Genomic DNA, 19,512 nt, shown 5'->3' with positions numbered 1-19,512 from the left:
TGTAAATTCTGATCCGCTATTAATGAAGCTACCCAAAATACTTTTTAGTCTATTGCTGCTGCTTTTGATTGCCTTTAATTTAAAGGCGCAGAACATGCCTGGAAAAGACACTATTGAAGAGCTTAAACTACAGGCTGTAAACGACACGGCTTTTGCACTGAGCACAACAGATGCGCTGGGCAATCAGATAAAATATAGCGGCCCATTACCGCTCCGCATTAATGGCGAACTGCAGGAGATAAGTTTTACAGAAGGAGATGCAAAATTCACCTTACCTGAAGCAAAGAAATTAGTGCAGGTTACGGCAAATTTAGGCACACACACCATCGCCCGCTTGTATAGCATGAATGATGAAGCACCCCTGGGGGTTCAGGAGTTCCCGATGTGGCTTTCTATCCTTCCACCGTTAATTGCCATTGTACTAGCCCTTATTTTTAGAGAAGTTTTGATAGCGCTATTTGCGGGAATATGGATTGGTGGGTTTGTTATTTACGGTCTTTCATTCAAATCAATTTTCACTGGGCTGCTGGCTGTTGGCGACACTTACCTGATGGAGGCCCTGACAGATTCAGATCATGTGTCGGTCATCTTGTTTTCGATGATGATCGGAGGAATGGTAGCCATCATTTCAAAGAACGGTGGTATGGCTGGTGTGGTAAATATCTTGTCAAAGTATGCACGTTCTGCACAAAGCTCCCAATTGGTTACCTGGGCACTGGGTATTGCAATATTTTTTGATGATTATGCCAATACCCTGATCGTTGGAAATACCATGCGCCCGGTTACCGACGGGCACCGTGTATCGCGCGAAAAGCTTGCTTACCTGGTTGACAGTACTGCTGCACCTGTAGCAGCCATTGCCTTTGTAACCACCTGGATTGGTGCAGAGCTGGGCTACATTAAAGATGCCGCTACTTCCCTGGGCATCGAAGAAGGAGCTTATTCGCTTTTCTTCCATTCCCTGGAGTATGCTTATTACCCGGTACTCACACTAATTTTCATGCTGTTCCTGATCCTGATGAACCGTGACTTTGGCGCAATGCACCATGCTGAAATAAGAGCACGCGAAACCGGGGCTGTAACAGCTGCAGGCATGGACCGGGCAGGCCAGGAGAAGCAACAAATGGAAATGGCTGAATTTGAACCCATCGATCCTTCGCGTACCAGAGCCGTGAATGCCCTGATACCAGTAGTGGTTGTTATTTTTGGCACTTTGATAGGCTTACTCTATACAGGTTATAACCCTGAAGTCTGGGCTGATACCAGTATTGGCTTTATGCGGAAACTCTCTATCACCATCGGAGACTCCAACTCGTATGTTGCACTGATATGGGCTTCCCTGAGTGGTGTGCTTATAGCAGTTGCGTTAACTGTCGGCCAGCGAATAATGACCTTGGCCGAAACGATGGAATCGTTAGTGGTTGGCTTCAAAACAATGCTTCCGGCCATACTTATCCTGATCCTGGCGTGGTCGCTGGCTGCTGTAACACAGGAGCTGTATACAGCAGAATACCTTACATCCCTGTTCTCTGGTAATATCTCGGCGCACTTCTTACCTGAGATCACGTTTTTCCTGGCAGCTGTAATAGCTTTTTCAACAGGGTCCAGCTGGGGCACTATGGCTATACTATATCCGCTTATGCTTCCTGCAGCATGGTATGTGAGTCAATCGCAGGGGCTGAGCCTTGAGGAAACAATGCCGATCATTTACAATGTGATCTCTGTGGTACTGGCTGGCTCGGTTTTCGGTGATCATTGCTCCCCTATTTCCGATACAACCATACTTAGCTCGCTTGCTTCGGGTTGTAACCATATTGATCACGTGAAGACACAGCTACCTTACGCTCTGACAGTAGCCCTGGTAGCGAACCTGATCTGCACAAATTTATCAAGCTGGGGCGTGCACTGGCTGCTCGTTTATGCCATAGGGGCGGCAGTACTTTGGGGTATTATAAAGTTACTGGGTAAAAAGAATACGGTAGCAGTGGCTTCTGCCAAAGCTGCATAAAAGTATAAGCGCACCTCCTGAAGCTGAAGGGGTGCGCTTATTTTACAGATCCAATTCATAAAAATCCTGCACTACAGCCCGGGCACCATAACTTTCTTTATTAGCCAACAGCTTGCTGTTTAGCTCTAATCCATTTTGCTCCATAGAGGCACCCAGATCGAAGTATGGCTTCGCGGCAAATACCTCCTTCAACAAATAATCAAGCAGCACACCCAAGCCACCTTTCAGTTTACCTTGCTCGGTATACCCTATATACTGGCAGTGGGCAACAGTATCCGTCTCATAAATTAACACCCCAGCCAACATAACACCCTCTGAGTCAGTGGCTGAAAATAACTTTATATGCTCCGAAAACTTAGTTGCCAAAGAAGTAATCTCTGCCACATTATGAACAGGAACAGCGTTGTATTTCCGCTGCAACAAATCTGCTACTACGTGAATAAACTGCCTGAAATCATGAGAGCGGCCCACTATCAGATTATGCATCTGCTGTGATTTAGTGATCTCCCATCTGCGCTTCTTGCTATACTTTACAGTTGCCGGCTCTAAAACAGAAAGCAGATCCCGCCGGTAAATAGTTGCGCCTATCCTGAAAAGTGCAAGAAGATCTTCTTCGGCAGGTGCCCGATGATATATATGAGGAACAGTTTTATACCTCAGTTTTTTGAAGCTTTGCTGCTGCAAATACATCCTCAACCTCTCAAACACTTCCAGCATGACGCCTGACTTCATTCGCATATCAGACAGGAGGCCCCCATATGTTAAGCCTCCATGCGAGTTTATCTCCCCTTCTTGCTCATTCGCCGGAAAAAGGCCTAGCAGTTTCCCCTTGCGGTAAAACAACAGCGAATGGTCTTTGAAACGATCCGCATGATACTCTATATAGTCACGATAATGCAAAAAAGTGCCATTCTTGGATGCCTTTACAAAAGCATCCCAAGCCATTTTATGCGTTTCATTATACCTTACAACTTCTACCACAGCTTAAGCCTTAAGCACTTTTTCGCATTTTCTTTAAAACCTATTCCCCGGTAACTTCTTTTATCTGTTCAGGACGATACGGAAAGTGGTTCCCTTGCCCACCTCCGACCATTTCACGAAGAGCTTACCCCGATGATAATTGTCGATGATGCGCTTAGCTAGTGCCAGCCCCAGGCCCCAGCCCCTCTTTTTAGTAGTGAAACCCGGCAGAAAAACAGAAGCTACTTTGCTTTTTGGTATCCCTTTGCCTGTATCCGTTATATCCACGGCTATGTTCGCCTTGCCCAATAGCACCAGTTGTATCGTTATACTTCCTCTACCCTCCATTGCATCTACTGCATTTTTACAGATGTTCTCGATCACCCAGTCAAACAACGACACGTTTACCTTAGCAGTAATATCCGGAGAGAATGTTGACTCAATGGAAAAATTAACCTGCCGTGAGATGCGGTTTTGCAGGTAATTAATGGCATTTCGTGTAACCAGCAGTATGTTCTCATCGCGGAGCAAGGGCACTGAACCTATATTGGAGAAGCGCTCTGTAATTACCTCCAGCCTCCGTACATCCTTCCCCAGTTCCTCTATTATTGGCTCATGCTCAAATTTGGGGCTCGATTTAATGTATTCGTACCATGCCATAAGCGAAGATAGCGGAGTACCTAACTGGTGCGCGGTTTCTTTAGCCAAACCTACCCACACCCTGTTCTGCTCAGCACGGCGTGAGTAACTAAAGGCAAAATAGGCCATCAGAGCAAAACAGGCAATTACAATTAGCTGCACATACGGGTAAAACCGCAGCTGAGAGAGCAGCGCAGAGTCTTTGTAGAACACATAATTCTCTGACCCCTCCGCCCAGGGCACTACAATTGGAGCATGCTCAGACTTCATTTTCTCGATCTCACGCTGTAGCAGTTCAGCTTTTCTTGCTTCTGAAATGTTTTTGGGAAAATCTATGTTCTTAGAATCGAGAATATTTTCATACTCATCTGTTAAGATAACAGGCACTGTAGTGTTAGCTGACAAGATCTCTTCTTCGATGAAGACAATATTATCATCGCTGGGCGCATTGATCATGTACCGGAGACCTTTTGCATATAACTGCACCAGTTCTTGTTCGCGTTCAGATAGTTTGCTGACTAAAATGTTGGTGTAGGTGATGGTAGCAGCCCCTATTATAAGGGCTACGATAACAACAACAAGCTTAATCCTGTTCTTCTGAGAGTAAATGGGTATCATGCAGTGTACACGTAAATTATTTTAAATTAGTATAAATTAAACATTAAGGGCAAGTAAGTTTCATTTTAATAATCTGAACCTTAAATTTGCACTTTAGTAGAACTAACGTTATTATGCTTCAGAACTTTAAAGCAATCAGCCTGTCTTACAAGAAAGCGCCGCTGGATATCAGGGAGCTGATTGCCTTAGATGAAACATCCTGCAGACAGTTTCTCCAGACACTCAAAGCCTTTATCCAGGCTACTGACGTGCTGGTTCTTTCTACCTGCAACCGCACAGAAGTATACTACAGCTCCGACACTGACTATAGCCAGGAGATTGTAAAGCTGCTCGGGATTACCAAAGGCATTGATAATATCTCTAAGTACTTTGATTATTTTACCATTCTGAACGAACATGATGATGCTGTTCAGCATCTGTTCGAGGTGGCAATGGGCCTTGAGTCGCAGGTAGTGGGGGATATGCAGATTTCCAACCAGGTAAAAGTTGCCTATCAGTGGTCTGCCGACAATGAAACAGCTGGTCCGTTCCTGCACCGCTTAATGCATACGATCTTCTTCACTAATAAACGCGTTGTACAGGAAACTTCTTTCCGCGATGGTGCAGCCTCTACTTCTTATGCAGCTATTGAACTGATCGAGGAGCTGACCACCGATGTAGTGGAGCCCAACATATTGGTAGTAGGGCTTGGGGAGATTGGTGCCGATGTATGCCGTAACCTGAAAGACTCCGGTTTTAAAAATATCAAAATCACGAACCGTACGCAAGCCAAAGCGCAGGCCTTGGCTGAAGAGTGTGGCCTGGAGGTACTTCCGTTTGAGGATATCGTACAGGGACTGAAAGAAGCGGATGTCATTGTATCTTCCGTAGCACGGGAAACACCTTTCTTTACAAAGGAAATGGTAAAGCGCCTGAACGTTCTTTCATTTAAGTTCTTTATCGACCTTTCTGTGCCACGCAGCGTGGAGGCTGACCTGGAAAGTATACCTGGTGTGCTGGTGTATAATATTGATACTATTCAGAACAAGGCTTCTGAGGCTTTACAGCGTCGGATAAGCTCTGTTCCTAAGGTGCAGCAAATTATAGAAGAGTCTATTGAGCAGTTTAACGACTGGTCTAAGGAAATGATGGTTTCGCCGACGATCAACCGACTCAAAAATGCCTTGGAAACGATCCGGCAGGAGGAGATGGCCCGTTACATGAAAAAACTTGGCCCCGACGAGGTTAAGCGACTTGATAATGTAACCAAGTCTATGATGCAAAAAATACTCAAACTACCTGTACTTCAGCTAAAAGCAGCCTGTAAACGCGGCGAAGCCGAAACACTGATAGATGTTCTGAACGATTTATTTGATCTCGAAAATCAATCTTCAGAAGTAAACCACTAAAATTAGTAAATAGCTATATTTTCTTAGTGAATAAAAAGCCAAAGGTCCTCGTAAGCTTCATAAATGAAGAGGTTACGGGGACCTTTGGCTTTGTTTCCACAAAATGATTGCAGGCTATTACAGCCTGTGCCTCCACTTTTAGATGTCGATACAGCATTCTTCCAGGCAATCTATCACATCAATAAGTTTAGGAATAGCGAGGGAATAGTAGATCTTAGTACCTACTTTAAATGAGGACAAAACTCCCTTGTCCTTCAATGTGATAAGGTGCTGAGAAGCAATTGCCTGTGGTAGATCTAAGTGCTTATAGATCTCTGTAACAGTCATCTTATCTTCTTTACCCAGCAAATCGACAATAGCCAGCCTCTTTGGATGTGCCAGTACCTTCAGCATGGCAGCTGCCTTATCTATTTTCTTGGATTCAACTCTTGACAACAAACTTTTCATAATTAAAATTTATACCTAACAGTTTCTACATACATTTAATCACATCAATTCATAATAAGGTATATACGACATTTACATTATTTAGCTGAGTTGCTTTCAACGTAATTTTATATTTTCGTCTATGGATACTTATCATGTTATCGGGTTAATGCCCGGAACGTCGTTAGACGGTATAGACATTGCATATTGTAGATTTACGTATAAAAAAGAAAATTGGATATATGAAATACTAAATACTAGTACATTAACATATTCCAATACTTTAATTGACTCCCTCCGTGATGCGGAGACTACAACAGCACGCCAACTAATTGCACTTCACCATGCTTACGGAAAATTCCTTGGCCAGCAGGTGCACCAGTTTGTAACACAACACGGAATCGCACCTGATTTAGTTGCCTCACATGGCCATACCATCTTTCACCAACCAGACCAACACACATCTCTACAACTGGGACATGGCGCTTATATTGCCTCAGAAGCCAGTTTACCTGTTGTCTGCGACTTCAGAACGTTAGACATAGCTTTGGGCGGCCAGGGAGCCCCTTTGGTTCCTATAGGAGACGAATTACTCTTTAAGGAATATGACTACTGCATTAACCTTGGTGGTATAGCAAATGTTTCTTACTCGCAGCAAGGCAAAAGGATGGCATTTGATATATGCGCCTGCAATATGCTGCTAAACACACTGGCTAACCTGATTAGCAAGCCTTACGATGACAAAGGAGAGACAGCACGCCAGGGCGAAATGCAGCAAACATTGTTTCAGACACTAAACCAGCCTGCTTATTTCTCCTCATCCCCTCCTAAATCGTTAGGCAAGGAGTGGGTACTGCGCAATAGCCTGCAAACTATTTCTGATGATAACTCAAGTGTGCAGGATAAATTACATACTGTGTGCCATCATATTGCGTTTCAAATCCGGCAGGCGCTCCCAACCCTGCACCAGCAGGGGGTGCACCGTGTGCTGCTTACAGGCGGAGGCGCATTTAATACTTTCCTGGCCGAACTAATACAGCAGTACCTTGGGGATAAGTATAAAGTAGAGGTTCCGGCTCCCGAGATCGTTTCTTTTAAGGAGGCCCTCATCTTTGCTTTCCTGGGCGTGCTGCGCTGGCGAGGAGAGTACAATTGCCTTAAGAGCGTAACAGGAGCTTCGCAAGATAATGTTGGAGGCGCAATTTATTTAGCCTAAATACCTTTACTGTATCCTCTCCTCTATTTTTGTACCTTTGCACAAGCACAGAAATCAACATCCATTGCATGAAAGACCTATTAGAGAAATTCGAGAATAAAAGACCAGAAATAGTTTTTGAGTGGAAAGATGCCGAGACAGAGGCCGAAGGTTGGGTAGTTATTAATTCTCTTCGGGGCGGCGCTGCCGGAGGAGGCACCAGGATGCGCAAAGGCCTGGACAAACGCGAGGTAGAGTCACTTGCTAAAACGATGGAGGTTAAGTTTACAGTCTCTGGCCCTGCTATAGGCGGCGCCAAGTCAGGTATAAACTTTGACCCTGCCGACCCTCGCAAGCGAGGCGTTTTAGAGCGCTGGTACAAAGCAGTGATTCCACTCCTTAAGAGCTACTACGGAACAGGTGGCGACCTGAACGTTGATGAGATACACGAGGTGATCCCTATTACAGAGGATTATGGCCTGTGGCACCCGCAGGAAGGCATTGTTAACGGGCACTTTAACGCCACTGAACCTCAAAAAATAAATAAGATCGGGCAACTGCGCCAGGGTGTTGTAAAGGTGATCGAGGATCCGCACTACTCCCCTTCCACTGCCCGTAAGTATACTGTGGCCGATATGATCACCGGTTTTGGCGTTGCAGAGGCTGTGCGTCATTACTACGATATCTGGGGCGGACAATTTGAAGGCAAGCGTGCCATCATTCAAGGCTGGGGCAATGTGGGTGCAGCGGCGGCTTACTATCTTTCTTCCAAAGGTGTGAAAGTAGTAGGCATCATAGACAGGGCAGGCGGCCTCATAAAAGAAGAAGGTTTGTCTTTCAATGAGATTACAGACCTTTTCCTGAACCGTCAGGGGAATGCACTTAACCCGGAAGGCCTGCTTTCTTTTGAAGAGGTAAACGCACGCATCTGGTCAGTACCTGCCGAGATATTCATTCCTGCAGCTGCCTCGCGCCTTGTCACCAGAGACCAGGTTGAGCAGATGATCCACAACGGCATGGAAGTTATCTCTAGTGGTGCCAACGTGCCTTTCCAGGACCCTGAGATATTCTTCGGGTCTACCGGTGAATTCGCTGACCGCAACTTATCTGTTATACCTGACTTTATTGCCAACTGCGGAATGGCGCGCGTATTTGCTTACCTCATGGAAAGCGAAGTAGAGATCACTGATGAGGCTATCTTCACAGATATTTCTACAATAATCCGTGAAGCTTTAGTAAAAACACATGAGAAGCACTCTCAGAAGTCAGAAATCGCCAAAACTAGTTTCGAAATTGCGCTAAGCCAGTTGCTGTAAACTTTTTTATTATGAACTGGAGAGATATCTTAGAATATCAGTTTCTGGGTAACAATTTATCAGAATACCTGCTTTCAGCAGGTATTCTATTGTTTGGCTTCATCTTTAAAACGGTCTTATCCAGGATCGTTTCCACTATTCTGTATAGGTTGGTTAACCGGTTCTCTCACGAGGACAGCTTACCTGAGTTCAGACGCCTGCTTATCCAGCCTTTAGAGGTATTGATGTTCCTTGTTTTCCTGTACCTGGCGTTCCAGGTGCTGGATTACCCCTTAGATCCAAGCGAGCTTCGCAAAAATGACCCTTTTCTAAAAACGTTTATGTTCCGCACCTACCAGGTGTTTGTGATTGTAGCGCTTACCTGGGTACTCTTGCGGTTCGTGGATTTTATCGGTCTGATACTCAAGCACCGGGCAGAAAGAACTTCCTCAAAACTGGACGACCAGTTAGTGCCATTCTTTAAGGACTTCTCTAAAGTAATGGTGGTGATCTTCGCTTTCCTGATCATGCTGGGAGCTGTATTCGATGTGAACGTTGCCGGCCTTATAGCAGGCCTTGGGGTGGGTGGTCTGGCACTTGCGTTTGCAGCCAAAGAAAGCCTGGAGAACCTGCTGGCTTCTTTTACTATTTTCCTGGATCAGCCTTTTGTGGTAGGCGACCTGGTACAGGTAGGAGAACTTGTTGGTGTTGTGGAAAAGATCGGCTTCCGAAGCACACGCATCAGAACATTGGAAAAGAGCTTCGTGACGCTGCCCAACAAGCACATGATCGATAAACCGCTCGACAACCTGACGCTCCGCACTTTCAGAAGAGCCAAATTCGATATTAACTTAACCTACGCTACCTCTTCTGAGCAAATTCGCGCTATTACCAGAGACATACAGGAATACATTGACAAACACCCGCGCACCAACCAGGATGGTCGTATCCGCTTTTTAAACTTAGGGCCGCATTCTAAAGATATCATGGTATTATACTTTGTAGACACCATGGACTGGAACGAGTTTATCGATATCAAAGAGGAGATCAACTTTCAGATAGTAGAGATAGTGGAAAGGCATAAAGCAGAATTTGCATTCCCTACACAAACGCTTTACATTCAGCGCTCATCGCCTGGCCATGATAAGCCGGAACCAAAAAAGAACTTCTATGTCGGATCAGATTCTGATATAAAATAAAGAAAACAAAAAAGCAGGAGAAGCTCCTGCTTTTTTTTCACCCTTATATCTTTAATTTAATATTAATCTGTTTCGTTTCGCAGTAACTTTAATATAATCTATACCAGAATTTAAAGTTTGTTATTATTACTGCTCTTGTAAAACCTACTGATCTTTATTTTGTAGATTTGGTTTGTTTAACGGGCTTCTATGCCTATAGTTACCCTTGGGGTATAACTTTTCCGCTACAAGGCCCACTTTTACTGGTAAACACACTTTTATCTTACGTGAACGTAAAAATAGTATGTTCCATATATTACTTATTTCAACAATTAGAATCAGTAATGCGCTGCCTCCACTAAATAATATAACAATGGGTCTACGCCACAGGAGTTAATTGAAATCGAAATACTCTCCCTCCTGTAGTTCCACTTTCTTCTCTTTGTCCTTTGGCTTTTTGCCTTTGAGCAACTCCTTTAGCTCCTGCCCTTCCTGCTTCAGATCAGCTTTTATCTTCTGCCGCACCCGCACATCGTCATAAGCTAATTTAAAGTCACTCTCCTTACCTTTTAAGGTTAGAAACAAACTACTATTACCAGCGTCTGAATCTTCTGCCACAACCCCATAAGCAGAATCTTTGTCTGGTCGACGGCTGCCAAACAGAGGGAGTTTGATCTTATAATCCATATCCTGATCAAAAGTATGTGTCCCGGACACCGAGACGGTGGGCACAGCAGAGAGGCTGGAGCGAATATCCATCTCAGGAATATAGATGGTGCGCTGCTGGATCCAGAAGCTATTGTGAAGCTCTGCGAAGCGCATGTTAGCCAGCTCTGACCGCTTCACAAAAGCCGACATCTTCTGCATGGGTGCAAAATTGAGTAACTGGCCATTACGTACCGTGGCCGTTATCTCGGCCTGCAGCAGGTCAGTTTTCGGGTTCAGCTGGCTATCAAAGTATACCTCAGAAACTATATCCGCTGTAAGCTGTCCGCGCAACTGCCTGTCCATGATAAAGTTTTGCTGAAAATTTTCAAAGACATAAAAGAGGCTGTCTACACTCATGTTGTTCAACTTAGTGGCAGTGCTAACTTTTATGTGATTCCTGTTTCGTGCATCCAGGTTGCCCCGCACCGCAAAATTACCCCCAATGGCATTAAAAGAGATGTTAGGAGATGAAACGACCTGGTCCCGAAGCGTTATTTCACCTTTTACATTCTTGGCCCTGAAACGCCGGAATTTCACTCTATCTATCGTTGCGCTTAAGTTAAAAGCAATGTTTGGTGATACGTTAAACTTATAATCTCCTCCACCACCGGTTCGGGCTGTCTCTGGGGTGTTCAACTTCTCACTCAGCAACTGATCGCAGTTCAGGTAGTTGCTGTTAAAATCAGCTTCCACCAACAAGCGCTGCCTTTCAAGTATCAGCCACGCCATTACGTTCTTAAACATCCCGTTGATCATGAAATCCGACTCACCGAGTTTCCCCCTGAAATCAGAAACCGCCACATCGTTTCGTTTGAACATAAAGTTGCCATTCAAGCCTGTTAATGGCAGCGGAATATCCTGTAACCCTAACGAGACATTGTGCAGGGTTATATCGCCGGAAGTGGATAGTGTAGTGTTTCCCGGATGAGCTTTAAACTCATTCAGGTTTCCTGAGAACGCAATTCGCACATCTGCCAGGCCACTTCCATTACGCACCTGCTGCAACTTAGCAAGCCCTAGCACATAGCCTACATCAAGCATACCCTGTATATCAAATGCGATATGAGGGTTATTAAAGTTGCTATACTTTAAATTGCCTTTGAATGGACGCCTGTTCAGCATACCCGACAGGTTTTTCAGCTCGAGCACTGATGAGGTAGCGTTCCTCTTTTCCCCATTCGTAAAGCTACCTGTAAGGTTAATCTTCTCAATCCGCTGCTTTACATCCGGATGATAAAAAGAGGCATTGCGGGCACCAAAGTTAAAGGTTATCGCAGGGCTCTCTGCACCTGACACACTTCCTTTAACGGTGCCATTAAAGTAGATATCTCCTTCGCTACGATATTGGCTAAAGTCCTGTGTTATATGCTGAGGTAACAACGAGAACAACGACTGCAGGTCAGCATTTTTGCCATTTAGCTTCAGGTCCAGGGTTGTTGGGCCTCCGTAGCTAATTGCCCCTCCTACTTCATATGCAGCCCCTTCCACCTGCACTACCGAGGGCTGCAGCTGCACTGTCTGGGCCTGCCGGTTTATTTGAAGGGCTGTAGTCAGATTTACGTTTTTGTTTTTAAAATATTCTCCTGTCCCAACCTGAATGGTATGAATGGTAGCGCTCCCTGTTGCCTGAACTGCCACTACTTCGTTTGTTATCGCCAGAGCCGCCTCTAACTGGTGTGCATCCAACTCATAAGTCTGCTTCAGTTGCTGGTCAATATAATGTACTGCTACCTGGCTCAGTGTTATTTGCTCCAGGTCAAAAGAAAAGTCTTCACTAGCCGGTGCTGTGCTATCTGTTACAAACACCTGATAGTTCACCTGTCCGTCGGGTAAAACACGTACATAAATTTCGCCTTGCTCCATAAAGAGCTGCTTTATATTGTATTTCCCGCGTAATACATCCAGTATGCTAAAAGTAAAGTATAGCTTGTCTGCTTTCGCAAGCGACTCGTCGCTATCGGGTAGGGCTTCGTGTACGTTCACCTGGTCCAGTGATACGGCTATCTGCGGGAATTTTTCAAAAAGTGAAAGTGAGATCTGAGCTACCTCTACTTTTGTTTTGATATGCTTGTTAGCTTCAGTAACAAAAAGTTCGATTATTTTATCCTGATACACATACGCCAATCCAAACGCTACGCTCACTGCAGCCACTAAACTGGCAGCAACATAAAATAGCATTTTTTTTACACCTCTTTTCTTCACCGAGCGAAAGTTCAGATTTTTAGCACCTTACAAAACCTAAAGTTAACGCAGTAATAACACGCGTACAATAGCAGTAGAGGCAAGAAAAAAAAAATTACAAATTTTTTGTAAATGTTTTGCGGTTTCAAAAATAACCCCCATATTTGCATCATCAAACGGGGACAAAAGGTCTCTAAAAAGACAAAACGGGGTGTTAGCTCAGCTGGTTCAGAGCACCTGCCTTACAAGCAGGGGGTCACTGGTTCGAATCCAGTACGCCCCACAAAAGGACAACTTAAAAGTTGTCCTTTTTTTATGTCCATACTTTTCAAGAGCCCCTTCCTCTACTTCTTTTTTCCTTCTCCTACATTTCCAAAACGCTAGAATTCAGGCAAAAGTATAACAGGCCACTTCCGTGTAGTAGCTATTCCATACTTGAAATAATTTTGTAGATTTTTAGATCAGACCAAAGCCTGTTTTAAGAAATGCGCATGCAAGGCAAGTACCTGCGGAATCACTAGCTGTTGATCGTCGTTATAGATAATGTGATCTGCGCGCGCCATTTTCTCTTCCTCGCTTAGCTGCTTCTCAATTATGGCTCTTACGTCGTCCTCCGTGCGATGGGTATCGCGTAGCAGCAGGCGCTTAATCCGGACATTCATGGGTGCATAAACAGCGATCATGGTATCAATCTGCCTCCAGGCTTCGGACTCATACATCAGAGCTGCCTCCTTCATAACGTATGGCTTGTCGGCATGTCCGGCTACCCAACTAAGAAAATCTCTGCGTACATGGGGGTGTACCAGCCTGTTCAGCTGTTCGAGCCGCTGTGGGTTCTTAAAAACTATTTTGGCCAGATAAGCACGGTTCAGCTCCCCTTCTTCTGTGAATGTTTCTTCTCCGAATGCGCCTGTTAACTCCTGTTGTAACACCGCATTGTGGCGCATAACCCATTTTGCTCTTCCATCGGAATCATAAACAGGTACACCAAGTAAGCTAAATATTCGGCTAACTATTGTTTTACCAACACCTATCCCGCCTGTTATTCCGACTTTAAGCATAGTCCTGATTACTCTACAACAGCTTTGATGTGCTCCGGCCATAAAGTTACATTCCGTACGCCTCCGGGCTTTTGCACAAGTTCTGGAACAAGGGTAGAGTCTTGACGGTTGTAACGCTTGTAATTCAGGATAGCTTTAAAGTTATCCCTGTTCAAGGAAGGAATGGAGTCTTCGAGCAACTGGTACCGCACCAGCACATATGGGGGGCGCAAGGTAATTTCTCTACCTGCCGGCACATTTACGATCTCAGGTATAATCTGCCGTTCTTCCTGCACCAGGTTCTTAACATTGAGCCTCACTTCTGCCTCTTTTACGTTAACTGTCACCATGGACTTGTTATTGTAATTTATGGGCACTTTGATCTTGGCGGGTTCTGTTAGCGGTTCCTGCGGCAGGCGCAATAGTATCGGACTTGGGAGGCTGTCTACCATAGAAGACGGACCTGTAAAAACAACTGAATCCGGCTCTATCAGAGCAGGTCCTATAACAGCATGCTTTTCTCCGGTAAGCTTTTGAGAAGGATCCAGGCGCAGAGGGATAGTACGGGACACTCTTTCGTTAAAATTGAAATAGAGTGTATCTGTTACCACAAAATTAAGCTGTAAGCCATCCAGCGCATTTACCAGTGCAGGACGCAGGGCAGAGCCAAGTAGAAATTTGTTTCGAGGTAAGTTACGGATATAGATTTCGGCGGGCTGCACTTCCACCCTCAGCGATTTGCGCAGCAGTTTCCAGCCTTTTCCGGTTACATTTATAACAACTTCTTCAGGCAGCGGCTTTATGGGGATAAGTTCCTCCGTGTTATAAACAAATCTTACCGGATATGTTGTCTGGGTGGAGTAGCTTTTGTTCAGTGCATTAAGTAGCCAGAATGTAGAAGCCGCCACAAAACAAAGCAGTACTACTCTCCAGTACTGCTTTGTTTGCGGTCTAAATGGCTTCGCAAACCATAAAACTATATTTCTGACTTTCTCAATCGGCAACGTTTCTAAACTTTTTGTGCTTTAGCAGTAGCCTCCATAGAAATGGAAGATTTATCGAAGGTTAACCTAACGCCTTTGTCAACTTCCACTATCACAGTATTATCTTCAACGTCTATCAGTTTGCCATGTAATCCACCAATTGTGATCACGTGCATGCCTTTTGTAAGCTCGTCACGGAATTTCTTCTGGTCACGCACTTTTTTCTGCTGTGGCCTGATCATGAAAAAGTAGAAAACAAGGATAATAGCACCGAACATCAGAAGCTGTGGCAGCATTCCGCCGTCTGGTGCGGCTTGTAGGAAAATGGTTTGCATGTGTGAGGATTCTCTTAGCTGTATATTTTAAGCTTAATTTCTTTTTACCGGTCCATTTGATCCGGCTGCAGGAACGTTGTTCGGCTCTACTGTGCCTTTCAAAGATACTTGTGTAATATTAGGTACGGTGTTAGCACGCACTGTTACAGTCGGAGACTGCTGACCAACTTTGCCAGTACTGTTGAACTGCACTTTAATATTGCCGGTTTCACCTGGAGCGATCGGCTCTTTCGGAGGCTCAGGAACAGTACAACCACAAGAAGCAGAAGCACTCTCGATGATAAGAGGTGATTTACCGGTATTTGTGAACTGGAAAGTATGCTCTACAACTTCACCCTGCTTAATGGTTCCGAAGTCATAAGTTGTTTCAGCAAAAGCAATAACAGGAGCATTCTCCGGTGCAACCACTTCCTCAGTAGCAGCCACATTAGGGTTTGCCACAGGCTGTACAGCTGGTTGGGCAGCCATCTCGTTTTCGGTTACTACATCGTTATCAGTGGTTTTAGTATCGCAGCTAGTCGCAAATATCGCTACGGCAAAGCTTGCTGCTAAAATCAGGTTCTTTTTCATATCAGAAAATTTTTCGTGTTAAAGTTTTGAAATGATATTCTGTGCAAACTCCATTGTATTAGCTTTACCGCCAAGGTCGCCGGTACACTCTTCCGGGTTAGCCAGAGTGGCCTCCAGTGCAACTTCGATGCGGTTTGCTTCCTCCTTCATATCCAGGTGGTGCAGCATCATGATGGCAGAGCGTAGTAATGCTGTTGGGTTAGCAATGCCTTTGCCTGCTATATCAGGAGCAGAGCCATGCACGGCCTCAAAAATAGCCATTTCGTCGCCGATGTTAGCACCAGCCACTACACCAAGTCCGCCAACAAGGCCGGCACAAAGATCAGAAAGGATATCGCCAAACAAGTTGGTTGTAACAATAACATCAAACTGCTCAGGCTTTGCAACCAGTTGCATGCACATGTTATCGATGATCTTATCATCCGCCTCGATGTGCGGATAGTCTTTTGCGATGTCTTTGAATACGCCCAGGAACAAGGCCCCGGCACTTTTCAGGATGTTTGCCTTGTGCACAGCTGTTACCTTCTTGCACTGGTGCTTATTAGCGTACTCAAATGCAGCACGGATAATCTTCTGACATCCAACACGCGTTAAGCGCGCTACTGAGTCAGAGATCTGCAGGCGCTCATCAAACATTTCGAGACCGGAGTACAGGCCTTCCGTATTTTCACGGAAAAGCACAGAGTCTACGTTATCAAAGCGGGTGGTTATACCTTTGGTTGTTTTAGCCGGACGCACATTTGAATATAAATCAAACATCTGGCGCAGCTGCACATTCACACTTTTAAAGCCTTTGCCTACCGGCGTAGTGATCGGCCCTTTAAGCGCAACGCGGTTTTTGTTAAGAGAAGCGATCAGTGTAGCAGGAATCAGCTCACCAATGGCATCAAAGGTCGTCTGCCCGGCATTCTCCTCTTCCCAAGTAACAGGCACGTTGGCAGCACTAAAAATAGCTTTTACAGCATTTGTAATCTCAGGTCCTATCCCGTCGCCAGGAATAAGGGTTACTTGTCTCATACTTTATAGTTCTTTCCGGCTATTAATTTCGTTTATAAGTGAGTCTACATCACCTAAAAGCTTTTCTGCTTTATCTTTTGCATCTTGTATAACGCGCTGTCCTTCAGACTTGGCGCTTGAAGGCAGGTTATCTCCTTTGGCAACTAATTGCTCCAACAGGTCAGAGAGTGTATCGCGGTATCTTTCCAGGCGATAGCTAAGCCAGCTACGCGTTTCTCTTCCTTTTTCCGGGGCGAACAGAATGCCAAAGGCAGCACCCACAGCAGCGCCTGACATAAAGACTAATAAGTTGCTTGTCTTCTTACTCATCGTTTATATATTCTTGTATATAGGGACAAAATTTCTCCTTACTACGGCTAATTCAATCTATTGGCTAATGCAGGTGCTTCCGGCTTATTTGTTATCGATCAAGCCACGGCCTGACTTGCGAATCTCTCCTTTGCTTGTAAGCTCTTGCGCCATTTTATCGAGCACACCATTAACGAACTGCTTACTTTTCGGCGTGCTATAAAGTTTTGAGATCTCGATGTACTCGTTGATGGTAACTTTAACAGGAATGCTTCGGAAGATGTGCATTTCACAAAGTGCCATCTTAAGTATGATCTTGTCGAGAAGGGCTACGCGTTCTACATCCCAGTTCTTCACACTGGCAGCTATCATCGCCTCATACTTTTCATCTTCTTGTAGCGTCTGGTGGTAAAGTTCCTCAAAAAAGGCTTTATCATCTTCCCAGTTAGCCGACAGGTCCAGCAGCACCGGCTCTTCATCTGTCTCCTCGCTGAAGATCTTTATTGTCTTATTAACAAGGCTCTTTACGATAGTTTTATTTTCTATCCAGTTCAGATCCTGCTCTTCAAACAAAGATTGTAAGTTTTTTTCTTTAAAGATAATGTTTTTGAAAATATGTTTCACTATCTCCGCGTCCTGCTCCAGGGTAGGATCAGGTGTTGCCAGGTAGGCCAGAAAGGCTTCGTCCTGCTTCAATATGTTTCTGTACACGGCACGTATCTCACTGATATCAGAGCCCCAGCTAATATTGCGGCGAATGATATGTTGTTTGTAAGACTCGTTGTTAAGCAGTCGGTGTACAACGCGGTTACGCAGGAAACTCTTCACATCCGGGCCTGTGGCAGCCGTGTAACGTTTCTCTTTTTTCTCCTCCTCTTCCTCTATCAGGCTTACGAGCACTTCCAGGATCTGCAGGGTGCCCAGGTAGTGGTCATATATACGCTCCACAGCACTCAGCATCAGGCTGCTGTAGTGCTTATAATCTTTCTTTATAATATTGTTGTAATAAACGATGGCTCTGTTTACCGCATCGATTATTTCTTTATCTGTTTCCTCTGTTTCGAACTGGCGCGTTTCGTACCACTCCTTAAAAAGGATTTGTGCGATCTGCTTTTTCCCTTCAAGCAATTTCTTGTCCTGCACCTCCATAGAGTTCAGGTCTGGGGCGAAATCATCGCTTATCTGGTCTAGCGCCAGCAGATAATCGGAACCTTCGGCCTGCTGATAGGCATAAATAGCTTGCATTGCCTTGATTCGTAGTGTTCTGCGGTTGAGCATAATATTAAAGTAAAGAACGTATTATTAATGTAATTCTATAGTCTGTGCCTGAGCACATGTAATCTTTGCTGTACTCTTCAGAGCACATTACTTAAACTATAAGAAAGAATGCAAAGCAGACTGCTTATAGTTCCTTTTAGTGTTGTTGTGTGTAAAGCAAAAGTGCTACAGGTTAATGCAGCACTTTTGTCTTCAACACTATATGTTTCAAGTTCAGTACTTAAAAAGTAGAGCGAACTTTGCCGATGCTCTGAATTCTCTTTTCGGCCATCTTCATGGCTGCAGCCTGGTTATGGATGCCTTCTTTCTCAGCAAGTTCAAAGATATCCAGGGTATAGCCGTAAATACGCTCTGTTTGTGCGTAAGCACTTTCGCGGTTGTACCCGATCAGTTCAGAGTAAACGTTTATCAAACCACCTGCATTGATCAGGAAGTCCGGTGCGTATACAATACCCTTTTCGATCAGCGCTGGCCCGTGAATCTTTTCATCGCGCAACTGGTTGTTGGCGCAACCTGCAATTACCTGGCATTTTAAGCGGCCAAGTGTGTTATCGTTGATAGTTCCGCCTAGTGCGCAAGGAGAGTAGATATCTACATCAAGATCATAGATCTCATCCATGCTTACTACTTTGGCGTTATATTTTTCGGATACTTCACGCAGACGATCTTCGTAGATGTCAGTGATAAAGATCTGAGCATTTTCTTTCGCTAATAGCTCTACCAGGTAACCGCCTACATGGCCAACACCCTGTACAGAAACTTTTTTGCCTTCAAGGGAATCAGAACCAAATGCTTTCTTAGCAGCAGCTTTCATACCCATGTAAGTACCATAAGCCGTTACCGGAGAAGGGTCTCCGCTACCGCCCATAGATTCAGGTAAACCAGCTACGTGCTCAGTTTCCATGTGAATATACTCCATATCCTTTGTAGTCATCCCCACGTCTTCTGCCGTGATATAAGCACCGTTCAGGTTCTTGATAAACCGGCCGAACTTACGAAGCAAAGCCTCATTCTTGTCTTTTTTAGCATCCCCAATGATAACGGCTTTACCACCACCAAGATTCAAACCTGAGATTGCAGCCTTATAAGTCATCCCTCTGGAAAGACGCAACACATCATCAAGCGCCTCTGCCTCAGAAGCATAAGACCACATGCGCGTACCACCCAAAGCTGGGCCAAGCACCGTATTGTGGATACCGATGATAGCTTTCAAGCCTGTTTCCTGGTCATGACAGAAAACAACTTTCTCATGATTGTATTCTGAAATCTGACCGAAGACTGACTTGTCCTTCAGTTCTACTTCTTTTAATTCGACCATTTAGGTAATTGATTAAGGGTTATTCTATCTTTGCGTAAAAGAGGCAAGTTGTGCCACCCCGTTTCGCGCCACAAAATTAATTCTTTT

The 19,512-nt window shown here is 44.8% G+C and carries 17 protein-coding genes and 1 tRNA gene; 6 read left to right on the top strand and 12 right to left on the bottom strand.

The window, feature by feature from the left end:
• Window positions 1-22 precede the first annotated feature (22 nt).
• Complete coding sequence (locus ACSX1A_RS17700) at window positions 23-2,008, top strand: Na+/H+ antiporter NhaC family protein (protein WP_439880969.1); 1,986 nt, start codon at window positions 23-25, stop codon at window positions 2,006-2,008.
• 42 nt (window positions 2,009-2,050) lie between these two features.
• Here ACSX1A_RS17700 and ACSX1A_RS17695 read toward each other — a convergent pair whose 3' ends face one another.
• Both ACSX1A_RS17695 and ACSX1A_RS17690 read right to left on the bottom strand, forming a co-directional pair.
• A complete protein-coding gene (locus ACSX1A_RS17695; RefSeq protein ID WP_439880968.1) occupies window positions 2,051-2,989 on the bottom strand; it encodes a GNAT family N-acetyltransferase in 939 nt (312 codons plus the stop codon).
• Between the two features lie 60 nt (window positions 2,990-3,049).
• Window positions 3,050-4,225, bottom strand: a complete 1,176-nt coding sequence (locus tag ACSX1A_RS17690) for an ATP-binding protein (protein WP_439880967.1) — start codon at window positions 4,223-4,225, stop codon at window positions 3,050-3,052.
• Between the two features lie 113 nt (window positions 4,226-4,338).
• Here ACSX1A_RS17690 and hemA point away from each other — a divergent pair, with 113 nt between their 5' ends.
• Window positions 4,339-5,613, top strand: a complete 1,275-nt coding sequence (gene hemA / locus ACSX1A_RS17685; protein WP_439880966.1) for a glutamyl-tRNA reductase — start codon at window positions 4,339-4,341, stop codon at window positions 5,611-5,613.
• A 138-nt stretch (window positions 5,614-5,751) separates the two neighbouring features.
• Here hemA and ACSX1A_RS17680 read toward each other — a convergent pair whose 3' ends face one another.
• Complete coding sequence (locus ACSX1A_RS17680; protein WP_187068257.1) at window positions 5,752-6,060, bottom strand: ArsR/SmtB family transcription factor; 309 nt, start codon at window positions 6,058-6,060, stop codon at window positions 5,752-5,754.
• Window positions 6,061-6,181: 121 nt separating this feature from the next.
• Between ACSX1A_RS17680 and ACSX1A_RS17675 the strand changes: the two genes are divergently transcribed.
• The 3 genes from ACSX1A_RS17675 (at window position 6,182) to ACSX1A_RS17665 (ending at window position 9,728) form a co-directional block, all read left to right on the top strand.
• Window positions 6,182-7,255 (top strand): anhydro-N-acetylmuramic acid kinase, encoded by a 1,074-nt coding sequence (locus ACSX1A_RS17675; RefSeq protein WP_439880965.1) that lies wholly within the window; start codon window positions 6,182-6,184, stop codon window positions 7,253-7,255.
• Window positions 7,256-7,323: 68 nt separating this feature from the next.
• The gene (locus tag ACSX1A_RS17670) at window positions 7,324-8,550 is read left to right on the top strand and encodes a Glu/Leu/Phe/Val dehydrogenase dimerization domain-containing protein (protein WP_439880964.1); all 1,227 of its coding nucleotides are present in this window, start codon (window positions 7,324-7,326) and stop codon (window positions 8,548-8,550) included.
• 11 nt (window positions 8,551-8,561) lie between these two features.
• Window positions 8,562-9,728 (top strand): mechanosensitive ion channel family protein, encoded by a 1,167-nt coding sequence (locus tag ACSX1A_RS17665; protein WP_439880963.1) that lies wholly within the window; start codon window positions 8,562-8,564, stop codon window positions 9,726-9,728.
• Between the two features lie 372 nt (window positions 9,729-10,100).
• Here ACSX1A_RS17665 and ACSX1A_RS17660 read toward each other — a convergent pair whose 3' ends face one another.
• Complete coding sequence (locus ACSX1A_RS17660; RefSeq protein WP_439880962.1) at window positions 10,101-12,593, bottom strand: AsmA-like C-terminal region-containing protein; 2,493 nt, start codon at window positions 12,591-12,593, stop codon at window positions 10,101-10,103.
• Window positions 12,594-12,804: 211 nt separating this feature from the next.
• On the opposite strand from ACSX1A_RS17660, the gene ACSX1A_RS17655 reads away from it, so the two are divergent.
• A tRNA-Val gene (locus ACSX1A_RS17655) sits at window positions 12,805-12,879 on the top strand.
• 178 nt (window positions 12,880-13,057) lie between these two features.
• Here ACSX1A_RS17655 and coaE read toward each other — a convergent pair.
• From coaE to ACSX1A_RS17615, 8 genes are all read right to left on the bottom strand, one after another.
• Window positions 13,058-13,657 (bottom strand): dephospho-CoA kinase, encoded by a 600-nt coding sequence (coaE, locus tag ACSX1A_RS17650; RefSeq protein WP_439880961.1) that lies wholly within the window; start codon window positions 13,655-13,657, stop codon window positions 13,058-13,060.
• 8 nt (window positions 13,658-13,665) lie between these two features.
• On the bottom strand, window positions 13,666-14,544 hold the full coding sequence (locus ACSX1A_RS17645) for a hypothetical protein (RefSeq protein ID WP_439880960.1): 879 nt from the start codon (window positions 14,542-14,544) through the stop codon (window positions 13,666-13,668).
• 101 nt (window positions 14,545-14,645) lie between these two features.
• Entirely contained in the window at window positions 14,646-14,954 is a 309-nt protein-coding gene (gene yajC / locus ACSX1A_RS17640) for a preprotein translocase subunit YajC (RefSeq protein WP_439880959.1), read from the bottom strand.
• Window positions 14,955-14,987: 33 nt separating this feature from the next.
• The gene (locus tag ACSX1A_RS17635) at window positions 14,988-15,524 is read right to left on the bottom strand and encodes a DUF1573 domain-containing protein (protein ID WP_439880958.1); all 537 of its coding nucleotides are present in this window, start codon (window positions 15,522-15,524) and stop codon (window positions 14,988-14,990) included.
• Between the two features lie 18 nt (window positions 15,525-15,542).
• The gene (locus ACSX1A_RS17630; RefSeq protein ID WP_439880957.1) at window positions 15,543-16,541 is read right to left on the bottom strand and encodes an isocitrate/isopropylmalate dehydrogenase family protein; all 999 of its coding nucleotides are present in this window, start codon (window positions 16,539-16,541) and stop codon (window positions 15,543-15,545) included.
• Window positions 16,542-16,544: 3 nt separating this feature from the next.
• The gene (locus tag ACSX1A_RS17625; protein WP_439880956.1) at window positions 16,545-16,850 is read right to left on the bottom strand and encodes a YtxH domain-containing protein; all 306 of its coding nucleotides are present in this window, start codon (window positions 16,848-16,850) and stop codon (window positions 16,545-16,547) included.
• A gap of 84 nt (window positions 16,851-16,934) precedes the next feature.
• Window positions 16,935-18,107 carry a transcription antitermination factor NusB gene (nusB, locus tag ACSX1A_RS17620; RefSeq protein ID WP_439880955.1) on the bottom strand — a complete coding sequence of 391 codons (1,173 nt, stop codon included), beginning with the start codon at window positions 18,105-18,107 and terminating at the stop codon, window positions 16,935-16,937.
• Between the two features lie 220 nt (window positions 18,108-18,327).
• Window positions 18,328-19,425, bottom strand: a complete 1,098-nt coding sequence (locus ACSX1A_RS17615) for a Glu/Leu/Phe/Val family dehydrogenase (RefSeq protein WP_439880954.1) — start codon at window positions 19,423-19,425, stop codon at window positions 18,328-18,330.
• Between the last annotated feature and the right edge of the window lie 87 nt (window positions 19,426-19,512).

Origin of the sequence: Pontibacter sp. MBLB2868, from assembly GCF_051904785.1 — a bacterium.
Taxonomy (GTDB): domain Bacteria; phylum Bacteroidota; class Bacteroidia; order Cytophagales; family Hymenobacteraceae; genus Pontibacter.
This window is presented reverse-complemented; position numbering and strand designations above follow the sequence as displayed.

Bases quoted from the DNA above. Each gene is read 5' to 3' on its own strand.
- ACSX1A_RS17700 (WP_439880969.1), top strand. From the start codon at position 23: ATGAAGCTACCCAAAATACTTTTTAGTCTATTGCTGCTGCTTTTGATT.
- nusB (WP_439880955.1), bottom strand. From the start codon at position 18,107: ATGCTCAACCGCAGAACACTACGAATCAAGGCAATGCAAGCTATTTAT.
- ACSX1A_RS17680 (WP_187068257.1), bottom strand. From the start codon at position 6,060: ATGAAAAGTTTGTTGTCAAGAGTTGAATCCAAGAAAATAGATAAGGCA.
- ACSX1A_RS17675 (WP_439880965.1), top strand. From the start codon at position 6,182: ATGGATACTTATCATGTTATCGGGTTAATGCCCGGAACGTCGTTAGAC.
- ACSX1A_RS17630 (WP_439880957.1), bottom strand. From the start codon at position 16,541: ATGAGACAAGTAACCCTTATTCCTGGCGACGGGATAGGACCTGAGATT.
- ACSX1A_RS17670 (WP_439880964.1), top strand. From the start codon at position 7,324: ATGAAAGACCTATTAGAGAAATTCGAGAATAAAAGACCAGAAATAGTT.
- hemA (WP_439880966.1), top strand. From the start codon at position 4,339: ATGCTTCAGAACTTTAAAGCAATCAGCCTGTCTTACAAGAAAGCGCCG.
- ACSX1A_RS17660 (WP_439880962.1), bottom strand. From the start codon at position 12,593: ATGCTATTTTATGTTGCTGCCAGTTTAGTGGCTGCAGTGAGCGTAGCG.
- ACSX1A_RS17690 (WP_439880967.1), bottom strand. From the start codon at position 4,225: ATGATACCCATTTACTCTCAGAAGAACAGGATTAAGCTTGTTGTTGTT.
- yajC (WP_439880959.1), bottom strand. From the start codon at position 14,954: ATGCAAACCATTTTCCTACAAGCCGCACCAGACGGCGGAATGCTGCCA.
- ACSX1A_RS17635 (WP_439880958.1), bottom strand. From the start codon at position 15,524: ATGAAAAAGAACCTGATTTTAGCAGCAAGCTTTGCCGTAGCGATATTT.
- ACSX1A_RS17615 (WP_439880954.1), bottom strand. From the start codon at position 19,425: ATGGTCGAATTAAAAGAAGTAGAACTGAAGGACAAGTCAGTCTTCGGT.
- ACSX1A_RS17625 (WP_439880956.1), bottom strand. From the start codon at position 16,850: ATGAGTAAGAAGACAAGCAACTTATTAGTCTTTATGTCAGGCGCTGCT.
- coaE (WP_439880961.1), bottom strand. From the start codon at position 13,657: ATGCTTAAAGTCGGAATAACAGGCGGGATAGGTGTTGGTAAAACAATA.
- ACSX1A_RS17665 (WP_439880963.1), top strand. From the start codon at position 8,562: ATGAACTGGAGAGATATCTTAGAATATCAGTTTCTGGGTAACAATTTA.